We start from the raw sequence: 9,401 nt of genomic DNA, 5'->3' as shown, positions 1-9,401 counted from the left end.
AAGTCTCCAGTGCAAGTTTTGATTGTGTCCTCCTTCTGTAGCTCTAAAATAAGGAGAGCCTGTTCCTCCATTCGCGTCTAATGCAACACTCGGACGAACACGTGGAATCAAGAGAAAGTAATTTCCATAAGGCTCAAGTTTCCAGTGCAAGTTTTGATTGTGTCCTCCTTCTGCAGCTCTAAAATAGATTTTTCCAGAGCCGCCATGCGCATCTAACGCAAGTGATGGAGACTGAGCCAATGTTGTTGAGCTATCTAGCGTATTTTGAGATTGTGGGCGAACAAGTATAACAACCTCATGAGTATTTGGTTCTGGAATCCTTTCCCAACATTCTCCCCCCCACAAAGAGCATGGATTCTCATTGTGCCAGTGTTGATAGGTCAGAACTCTAACCATGAAATCTTTGCCTTGATGGCTTATAATCGTGTCCCGAGATTCAGCAAGTGCATTAATAATTTGCCTCGCTGTTTCTATGTCAGCAACATCGTTCAAAATAGTATATGGTGCACCTGCTCCAGTTAATGCGAGAACAACTACAGACGCCACGTAGGATGTGTGATCAAACCATTTTATTGGCCTAACTTCCCACCCTTCTCTGTTCCAGGTTTGATGTACCTCATCCCTGTTATCTCTGGCAAAGGCAGGCGTAGAGTGATAAGCAACACTTCCTATCGTTATTGTTGTAGCTAGTAGTCCTGACAGAAGAAGTTTATGAAATCGCCACATAGATTTACATTCCTAAGTTCATGACAACAGCTCTCACGAGAGATCCTATTCAAAGCTTAAGACAGTTACAGCTTAACGCTACCTATCACTCGCCTCAGACAAACTTCACAACATAACCAAGCAACTTTCGGTAATTGGCGTGCATGGACATTATTAGGCTGCATCAATAATATTCATCAAGGAAAAAGAGATGATTAGGGGGGATTAGTCAGGATTTTTCTTATCCTAATTAGGCAGCTTAAGCTCTCAGATAACAGAAGTAGAGTGTTGGACAAGTGAGGTCTTTTATGGTCTGTCAGGATTGTTTGAGATATTTTGGCTCACCTTACCAGGCTCTAGCTAACCGATAAACAAAACTGCCATAAGTGCCCCTTTGTCTTTTTGATTAACAAATGTCAACTTCGCATAGAAAGCCTGGCTTTCATTGAGCTCATTATTGAGGAAATCGCTCGCTCTATCAAACATCCTTCTAAAATCATTTCTTGGATTTTCATTAATTATATGAACCTTCCAGTTACCATTTGGCAATTTGGGGATATCATTTTCCTCAACATCAGGGTTGAAAATTATACCTCCTAGAGCTGCCTGGTTCTTTTGATCTGCTGTCGCGACTTTAGCGGACAATTGTTCCTTTCTATTGAGCTTAGTCAGTTCATTTTGCAATGTCCTGAATAATGTGTCTGCTTCATTTTCTCGGTAAAAATCGAAATTCCAAGCCATGATTCTATAATCCTATATTCATATACCTGCATATTTAATTGCTTTGTTAAAAGCCAAGATTAAAATTGAAGATCTTGTATCGGGAATAAAATAAATCCTTTGGTAGGCTAACGTTACTCAGCATTTGTCGCCGACAAACTTCACCCTATAACCAATCAATTCTCAGCAGTATGGTTGCATGAGCATTGTTAGGTTGGGTGAAGGATGGACATCAAAAGATAATAACAACTCTTCTGATATTGCCTTCTCATTCAGTTGTAGTCTACAAACCAACCTTATTATCCTGCTTGATTAGTCTAATAGTGATGTTATGGGACTGACAGCATCAGCTTAATAACTGTGCTGCCTGACTACTCCAGCAGAGAACGATAGCTCTCCTCCTCAACACACTCTTTCTATCCCATAAAAACACTCTAGATCTTGCACACGAGTGCTGTTTTTGCACAAAATTGCTATGAACTCCCAAACTTCTTAGGCGTCACACCAGTTAACCCTTTGAAATGCCGGTTAAGATGACTTTGATGTGTAAAGCCACAAGAAATTGCAATATTAGCAATCATCATTTCGCCTTCCAACAGTAGTTGTTTTGCACACTCCACTCTTTGCTGAATAATATACTGATGAGGGGTAATTCCCATTGATTGTTTGAATGCACGCGCAAAATGATAACGGCTGAGTCTCGCCACCTTGGCCAATTCGTCTAAGCTAAGTTCTCGCTCTAGATTATCGTGTATGAGTTCTTTAACCAGCTTTAACTTATGAGGAGATAAACCGCCTGAGTAAGGTTTGATAGGTTTTGTCCGTGTTGAATAGTTCTGTAGCAGATGAACAGCCAATGCATCTGCCATAGATTGCACATAAACTCGGCTACCAGTTCTGTTGTACATCAGTTCATTTTTAATTGCCAGGCCAATCTGTTGAATGAGTAAATCTTCGATGGAAGCAACTGAATACATGAGTTCAATCTTATCGTCGTCAAGTAGCGCTTGCGAATGACCAGATAACAACGTTGGATCTAAATGAAGGTACAAGTGATGCAGGTCCTTATCCCAGCAGCTCCACATGGGTAACTGAAATGGAAAAATACCAATACCTCCGGTAAATATTTGCGCTTCCTCATACTTTCCATCGGTAATCTGCTCAATACGATGGCTCTGTCCAAGATTAATTCCAATTGTGTAATTATCTAGAATAATTTCCTGATGAACTTCTCCTTGTGGCAGGTTTAGAATTTCTACACCAATACCCTCGCCATTTACTTGGTAGTTTGATAGTATTGTTGACTTATTGAGGTCCTCTGGGGAAGATTCTTCAACTTTCGGAGTGATAGCTATATCTTTATTATGTGAAATGATAGCGATGTCTCTCTCATCAGATTTCATTTTTAGAGGTCCCCTGGAACTATTTTGCACAAACCTGTTATGACTTGAGAAAATTCTTAGGCGTCACACCAGTTAACCCTTTGAAGTGACGGTTTAGATGACTTTGATGAGTAAAACCGCAGGCGAGTGCAATATCAGCAATCGTCATTTGATTCTGCAACAATAGTTGCTTTGCGCGCTCCACTCGTTGCTGGATAATATATTGATGAGGAGTAATTCCCATTGATTGTTTGAATGCGCGCGAGAAGTGGTAGCGGCTAAGCCTCGTCACTTTCGCAAGCCCATCCAAACAGAGTTCATGAGACAAGTTGTCATTTATATAGTCTTTCACCAGCTTTAAGTTTTGCGGTGATAGCCCACCTGAGTAAGGTTTGATAGGTTTTGTCCGTGTTGAATAGTTCTGTAGCAGATGTACTGATAATGCATCCGCCATAGATTGCACATAAACTCGCGTTCCATTTTTATGTCGGCTATGAGCTATTTCGTTCTTCATTGCTATGCTCAGATGCTGAATCAGTAAATCTGTATTAGCAGTCAGTGATGGGATTAGTTCAACGTTATCGTCATCAAATAGCTCTTGCGAATGTCGAGATAATAACGTTGGTTCTAAGTGAATGTATAAATGCTTTATATCTCTATCCCAACGGCTCCACATTGGCAGCTGATATGGAAAAATACCGACGCATCCAGGAAATATAGTAGCTGTCAGGTAGCGACCATCAATAGTTTGCTCAATCTTGTGGCTCGGGCCAAGATTAATGCCAATTGTGTGGTTGTTCAATGTAACTTCTTGGGGAACTTCTCCTTGTGGAAGGTTGAGAATCTCTACACCAATCTTCCATAGATTCTTCTGAATGTTGGGTTCAGGAAAGCCGACTGGGAAAAAATCTTCAATAGTTGAAACACCTGTTGAGTTATGACTATGAGATCTCATTGCTAGAGCCTCCCTATATCGCCTAAAACTAACGAAGCAGCTACTAGCTAGTATATGATCCTCAAAAGCCCCGTAAACAATAGTTTTGCAAAAGTTTTGAGTCTAACCAGAGTACGTCGTTTCAACGATTTTCGTTTTTATTGGAAAGGCTTGATTGCTCTACGTTTGAGCAGCCGTATGGCGACTAATATATTCCTTTTATTTTCTGCTCCATTCCATTCCGAGCCCACTTCTCATAACGTAGAATCCTCGCTAAGGGTAGTACCCCCAAGGGTACTTTTTCTTTTCAATCTTCCAAACATCAAAGTCCTCACCACCCGCTCCACCCCCTCCATCCTATTGTTAAACCACCACTAGGTACTGCAAAGCCAAAACCATGAGTAACGGCAAGCTTCTGTGTTAATAACTTTCACTAAATGTCTACTAAAACTCACGCAGAAGAAACTTGCCATCAAAGTCTAGGATTTCCTAGTAGTATAATCTATAGTATTTTTAGAAAGATTTCTCTTTGGTGCCTGACCATGTTTCCCGAGAACAAGCATTTAGAAACCTATCTAGTTTCAAACCAAAAAACTAAATCTTCTCCTTCCGTAGCTAATATAACAGTTATTCAATATATCGGGATAGTAGCAATTTCTATCCCTATTTCTGTAGCTGTCTCATTCACTCTGTTTAAAAGATTAGTAGATTTTAGCCCTATGTTTGAGATGGACCCTCCTAGGGTAAATACAATTCCGACTAACCTTCCAACTAGGCCCCCTGAAGATCAACTACCTGAAGAAGACTCTTTCCCTTCTGAGTTGCCTGTTCCTACAAGTCCTACAGTGATTCCTGATAGAACGGATGATTCAGGCAAGATTTCTTCTGATTCTATTCCAATAATTTATATCGATGGGTATTGGATTCGTATTCCTTCATCCTGCAACGGCTTTCACGCCGGAGGGGCTAATTTCCGGGCTAGCCCATCACTGGATGCATCAGTAATCAAGGGTGTTGTTCCAGTCGGAGAGCGCGTATTCTTAACCGGCGAAACAACTTATGGAGATGAGATTATATGGCACAGAGCTTTAAACGAAGCACTTCTTGATCGATCTATAGAGTATGGTGCGCTGAATTTTTTAGTTGCTGATCAAGAAGGTTGGATAGCTAACTGCTTTGTTGAGCAGCTGTAGATGCAGCATTAACCTGCTAGCTAATTGTTGCCGAGCTTCTTTATATGCTTCCATATTTTCCACTTTCCTGTTACTCATTCAGAGTATGAGGCCCTTCTCTTTAAGGATATGGGTATACGACACTACATAAGACCGAAAAGTACCCACAGGGGTACTATCTAAATCTCGTCATAAATCCCACACTTTAATCAAAGCTGAAGTATAAAGGCATCTACAAGACCAACTGGCTTTTTAGAGGGGTGTGGTGAATGCTCCTAATTTTTTGTGGCGTAGTATGCAATACAGCATAAGGCATCCATCTTAAAATAGGAGCAGGTAATTTGAAAGATCTTGTAAAAACTTGGCTAGACCGTCAAGGCATTTGGTTCTACGTTACGCTTCTTATTCTTTCTGCACTCAGCGGTGGAGGGGTTGGGGCGTATCTAAGCAAGCTACCTAACCTACTCAACAGATTAGGGGAGTTAGAAAGTGCACTTGAGGGCATTGCAGCAATTTCAATTCCTAACATTCTGTTGAACACTTCACCGAAAGAAGAGCTTTATTCCTGGGGAAGTCCAATACCCGAACAGGTTAGCGCAACTGTAAAAGAATTAGAAGGAATGAGCGATATATCTAAACGAATAGTATCCATATCTAGTGAGAGAGAAGATGGAACACTAAATCTAGAGTTAAAAATTCAATCTGGAAACTCGCTTTCTCCAAAAGATATCAAGGAATATGATTTCTCCTGTGACAATGCTGCAACTGTCGGAGCGTGCAAAAATTGGACTCTAGATGAGATTGAAACACAAATTTCCTTTGAACAAATTTCTGACCCTGAACTTAAGAAAAAAATTATCAATGAGTGCAAAGAAAAATGGCGAATTCTTCAAGCAGAGTCATCTGTTAGATATGATTCCGGAGGGCAGCCAGATAAAAATGCTACATATGAAGTAATCTGCTTAGCAGAGGACGAGTATTGGTTTGCGCAGGAAGTCATTGTAAGTGACGGTAATACAGAAGTTGTGAGGATAGTAGATTAGAAGTCTTTTATTGACAAAATTTTAGAGTAATCAATTCTCTACCCACCTTCCCCTCCGTAACCCCTCGTCTAGGGATCCACAGCTTTTGGCAAAAGCGTCTGAGCACGTTCGACAATCTGCGCTAAGTCACTTAGTTCAGCTTGGAGTCGAGCGGCTAGTGCGATCGCATATGTATTCATAGCTCTTGATGTAAACGCTCAATCTCAGCCATAACATTAGGAGAGACATCCTCAGCCATTACTAAATCAATTTTTAATCGATTGTCCAAAGCCAGTAACCTACCTACCGCAGGGTATAGAGCATCGTCTGAGAGCCCCCAAACCGCTAGTTCAAGGTCAGAATTTGCATGGGTAGCATGCCAGTCCACCATCGTAGAGGCACCAGCACCAAGGAACACCAAAAAATGTTTGCGATTCAAACTCATTAGGTCTTGCTTCCTCTCTCAAGTATTAAAGACCATTGTTCTTTTGTTGCTCCCATCTCATTGAGTAAGAGTATGTAAAACATTGAACAGTGCCGTAATCCAGGAAATAGACAGTAATGTCTTTATCTCCCTTGGGGTATAAGAAGGAGTTATTAGTTCGGATGTTTCCCCTTTTCCGACATTGATCCTCTGCTTAAACTAAGAAAAATGACTTGGTAAAAGACGATGGTACAGCTCAAACGATGGCAGTGGATTGTGCTGGCGCTGCCGCTGGTGATGGTTGTGGCCTTTGTGTTGATTGCGGCTGGATTTCAGCTACGCAGTTGGGGCCTCACCTGGATTTGGGCTGTCATTCTATTCGTGTTTGTGGGCTGGCGTTGGTTGCTGGTGCACTGGACCAAGCCCCGTGAGATTGATCGCATTGTTACGGCTGTCCGGTCAGAGCTGAAATCTGTGACGGTTGATAACGCAGCTAATCAGGTGCTGGAATCTGCACTGCAGCCAATCTTGACCGGAGCCCGCGAAGATCCGCCTGTGTGGGACGATTGGCCTGCTTTCTGGAAGCGATGTCAGACCGTCGTGGCAACGGTGGCCCACCACTATCATCCGGAAGTGAAGTACCCGCTACTCAATATCTATGTGCCCCAGGCCTATGGCTTAATTCGGGGGACGGTGGATGACATGGACCGGGCCATGACCCAGTTGGCTCCTGTGTTGAATCAGGTGACCGTTGGCCAGGCCTATGAAGCTTACGAAATTTATCGCAAATTGGAACCCTCCATGGGAAAACTGTGGCGGGTCTGGAACTGGGCGCAGTGGTTAATTAACCCAGCGGCAGCAGCGGCTAAAGTGGCCAGCCAAAAAAGTTCTAACGAGGCAAATCAGCAGCTATTGGTAAACTTGAGCCAGCTGCTACGGGAAACGGCATTGCGCAATCTGGCTCAGCAAACGGCTAACTTGTACAGTGGCGATACGCTACCGGCAATTTTTGCAGCAGAGCCGTCCAAGACTTTGGGTACTGAGGCAAAAACGGCCACACTGCGGTCAATTTTAGAAACGGCCAGCCCAGCTGAAACCATTGAAAAGGAACCGGTTTCTCTCATATTAGTAGGCCGTACCGGGGCAGGTAAAAGTAGCTTGATCAATACCCTGTTCAAAACTGAACTGGCGGAAGTGGATGTACTGCCCAGTACCGATAAAATTCGCCAATATAGCTGGCAGTTGGATACGGGAGAAGTCTTGAATCTGATTGATTCCCCTGGCTATGAACAAATTGAGCGTGGCGATTTTCGCGATTTAGTTCTCGATCAAGCGGCAGAAGCAGACTTACTGGTGCTGGCGACCCCGGCTTTGGACCCGGCGTTACAGAGCGACAAAACTTTTTTGCACGACCTTAAAGCAGCAGAGCAGCATCCGCCAACGGTGGTGGTGGTAACCCAGGTTGATCGACTGCGGCCTATACGAGAATGGCAGCCCCCCTACGATTGGCAAATGGGGCAGCGACCTAAGGAGGCGTCTATTCGTGATGCCGTTGCCTATCGGGTGGACACCCTGGGGCAGTCGGCTGAAACTGTGCTGCCGTTGGTGACCTATGACAATAACAGAGCCGCCTGGAATGATGACGCTCTGGCCCTCAAGCTAGTGGAGACGTTGGGGAATGCTAAGCAGTATCGCCTGGCGCGGTTTCTGACTAATCAGACGGCTTTAGCTAAAGCGGCGGCCAAGCTGATTGATCAGTACACGTTTCAGATGACTACCACCCAGGGGGTAACCGAACTGCTGAAAAGCCCGATTCTGCGTTACCTCTCACGCATGATGACGGGCTCAGATCTGCTGGCTACGGCGCTGATGGAAAAGATTCCAGTTGAGCAGGCTCCAGTGGTGATTGGTAAGCTGCAGCTGGCCTATGAGCTGTTTACCCTGCTGGCTAAGGAAGGTAGTACCTTTGACTTGCTTACCCTCTGGCCGATGCTATTAGATAACGATGCGCCACCGGAGCAAAATGCCTGGGCATTGGGCCATGCGCTGACGGCCTATTGGTTGGGGGAGACAAATCGATTAGATAAAGCGTTTGAGCGATACTTGCAAGAATATGAAGCAGTAAGGAAATAAGCGGGGTAACGTAGAATCAGGGGATTTATTTCTATTTTTAAGTTTATTCAGTAACACCTATGGCAGCAGCAGTAAGCCAGTGGCGACAGCGGATTCGTGAGTATAAGAATGACTTGGTGCAGAATTACTTTAACTATCGCATTGAGTCGGTAAATCAACCCTATAGGGTAGCGTTTCGGGCCAAACCTTATCGATTTTTGCTATTGCTCAGCCATATGCGGTCTGGGTCTTCGCTATTGACCCATTTGCTGACAACGAATCCTGAGGTGATTGGCTATGGTGAAACCCACACTAATTATGCTGATGCCGATGACTTTAAGGGATTACTCAAGAAGGTCTATTGGCAAGCCCAAGACTTTCGTAAGTTGGGAGATGTGCAGAACCTACGCATGAACCATCAGTATGTGATGGACAAAGTCTTGCACAACAAAAAGTTTTTGAACCATGACTGGTTGCAGTCTGAACAGGTATATGCCATTTTTTTGTTGCGAGAGCCAGAGCGCAGCTTAGCCAGTATTGCCGACCTCAAGCCCCATTGGAATCAGCAGGATACGATTGAGTACTATGCTGAGCGTATGGCTATGCTGGTGGACTATGCGCGGTTGATCAACAACCCAGAGCGGATGCTGGTGGTTACCTATGAGCAACTGCTGGACAACACTTCAAAAGTGCTGACAACCCTACAGCAGTTTTTGCATACACAGGCACCGTTTACGGAAGAATATAAGGTGCTGAAAACCACTGGTATGAAAGGGGTGGGTGATCCAAAGGGAAAAATTAAGGCGGGAAAAATTGTGCGATCGCAACGCCAACTCACCCAATCTTTCCCCACAGAACTAGTAGAGCGTGCCAAGCAGATACACCATGACTGCCAGGCAGCGTTAATTGAGTTGTGTCAGTCAATATAAG

Annotated in this window: 9 protein-coding genes; 4 read left to right on the top strand and 5 right to left on the bottom strand. The window is 43.8% G+C overall.

The window, feature by feature from the left end:
• The 4 genes from DXZ20_RS37155 to DXZ20_RS01695 all read right to left on the bottom strand — a co-directional run.
• The coding region (locus DXZ20_RS37155; protein WP_250565556.1) for a hypothetical protein at positions 1–726 on the bottom strand (726 nt) is incomplete at its 3' end.
• Between the two features lie 339 nt (positions 727–1,065).
• Entirely contained in the window at positions 1,066–1,446 is a 381-nt protein-coding gene (locus DXZ20_RS01705) for a hypothetical protein (protein ID WP_163696023.1), read from the bottom strand.
• A 452-nt stretch (positions 1,447–1,898) separates the two neighbouring features.
• Entirely contained in the window at positions 1,899–2,828 is a 930-nt protein-coding gene (locus tag DXZ20_RS01700; RefSeq protein WP_163696020.1) for a helix-turn-helix domain-containing protein, read from the bottom strand.
• 37 nt (positions 2,829–2,865) lie between these two features.
• Positions 2,866–3,762 carry a helix-turn-helix transcriptional regulator gene (locus DXZ20_RS01695; RefSeq protein WP_163696018.1) on the bottom strand — a complete coding sequence of 299 codons (897 nt, stop codon included), beginning with the start codon at positions 3,760–3,762 and terminating at the stop codon, positions 2,866–2,868.
• Positions 3,763–4,283: 521 nt separating this feature from the next.
• Between DXZ20_RS01695 and DXZ20_RS01690 the strand changes: the two genes are divergently transcribed.
• Together DXZ20_RS01690 and DXZ20_RS01685 are read left to right on the top strand one after the other, a co-directional pair.
• The gene (locus DXZ20_RS01690; RefSeq protein WP_250565555.1) at positions 4,284–4,934 is read left to right on the top strand and encodes an SH3 domain-containing protein; all 651 of its coding nucleotides are present in this window, start codon (positions 4,284–4,286) and stop codon (positions 4,932–4,934) included.
• A 320-nt stretch (positions 4,935–5,254) separates the two neighbouring features.
• Complete coding sequence (locus tag DXZ20_RS01685) at positions 5,255–5,956, top strand: hypothetical protein (RefSeq protein WP_163696014.1); 702 nt, start codon at positions 5,255–5,257, stop codon at positions 5,954–5,956.
• Between the two features lie 175 nt (positions 5,957–6,131).
• Here the strand turns inward: DXZ20_RS01685 and DXZ20_RS01680 are convergent, their stop codons facing one another.
• A complete protein-coding gene (locus DXZ20_RS01680; protein WP_163696011.1) occupies positions 6,132–6,380 on the bottom strand; it encodes a hypothetical protein in 249 nt (82 codons plus the stop codon).
• 225 nt (positions 6,381–6,605) lie between these two features.
• On the opposite strand from DXZ20_RS01680, the gene DXZ20_RS01675 reads away from it, so the two are divergent.
• The gene (locus DXZ20_RS01675; protein ID WP_163696010.1) at positions 6,606–8,492 is read left to right on the top strand and encodes a GTPase family protein; all 1,887 of its coding nucleotides are present in this window, start codon (positions 6,606–6,608) and stop codon (positions 8,490–8,492) included.
• 59 nt (positions 8,493–8,551) lie between these two features.
• Positions 8,552–9,400 carry a sulfotransferase family protein gene (locus DXZ20_RS01670; RefSeq protein WP_163696008.1) on the top strand — a complete coding sequence of 283 codons (849 nt, stop codon included), beginning with the start codon at positions 8,552–8,554 and terminating at the stop codon, positions 9,398–9,400.
• The last annotated feature ends 1 nt before the right edge of the window (position 9,401 follow it).

The sequence above is a fragment of the Adonisia turfae CCMR0081 genome (genome assembly GCF_011009555.1).
GTDB lineage: Bacteria > Cyanobacteriota > Cyanobacteriia > Phormidesmidales > Phormidesmidaceae > Leptothoe > Leptothoe turfae.
Note: the sequence above shows the minus strand (reverse complement) of the source record. Positions and strands in the feature narration are given on the sequence as shown.

Coding starts and splice junctions, on each gene's coding strand:
- DXZ20_RS01705 (WP_163696023.1), bottom strand. CDS start 1,446: ATGGCTTGGAATTTCGATTTTTACCGAGAAAATGAAGCAGACACATTA.
- DXZ20_RS01700 (WP_163696020.1), bottom strand. CDS start 2,828: ATGAAATCTGATGAGAGAGACATCGCTATCATTTCACATAATAAAGAT.
- DXZ20_RS01695 (WP_163696018.1), bottom strand. CDS start 3,762: ATGAGATCTCATAGTCATAACTCAACAGGTGTTTCAACTATTGAAGAT.
- DXZ20_RS01690 (WP_250565555.1), top strand. CDS start 4,284: ATGTTTCCCGAGAACAAGCATTTAGAAACCTATCTAGTTTCAAACCAA.
- DXZ20_RS01680 (WP_163696011.1), bottom strand. CDS start 6,380: ATGAGTTTGAATCGCAAACATTTTTTGGTGTTCCTTGGTGCTGGTGCC.
- DXZ20_RS01675 (WP_163696010.1), top strand. CDS start 6,606: ATGGTACAGCTCAAACGATGGCAGTGGATTGTGCTGGCGCTGCCGCTG.
- DXZ20_RS01670 (WP_163696008.1), top strand. CDS start 8,552: ATGGCAGCAGCAGTAAGCCAGTGGCGACAGCGGATTCGTGAGTATAAG.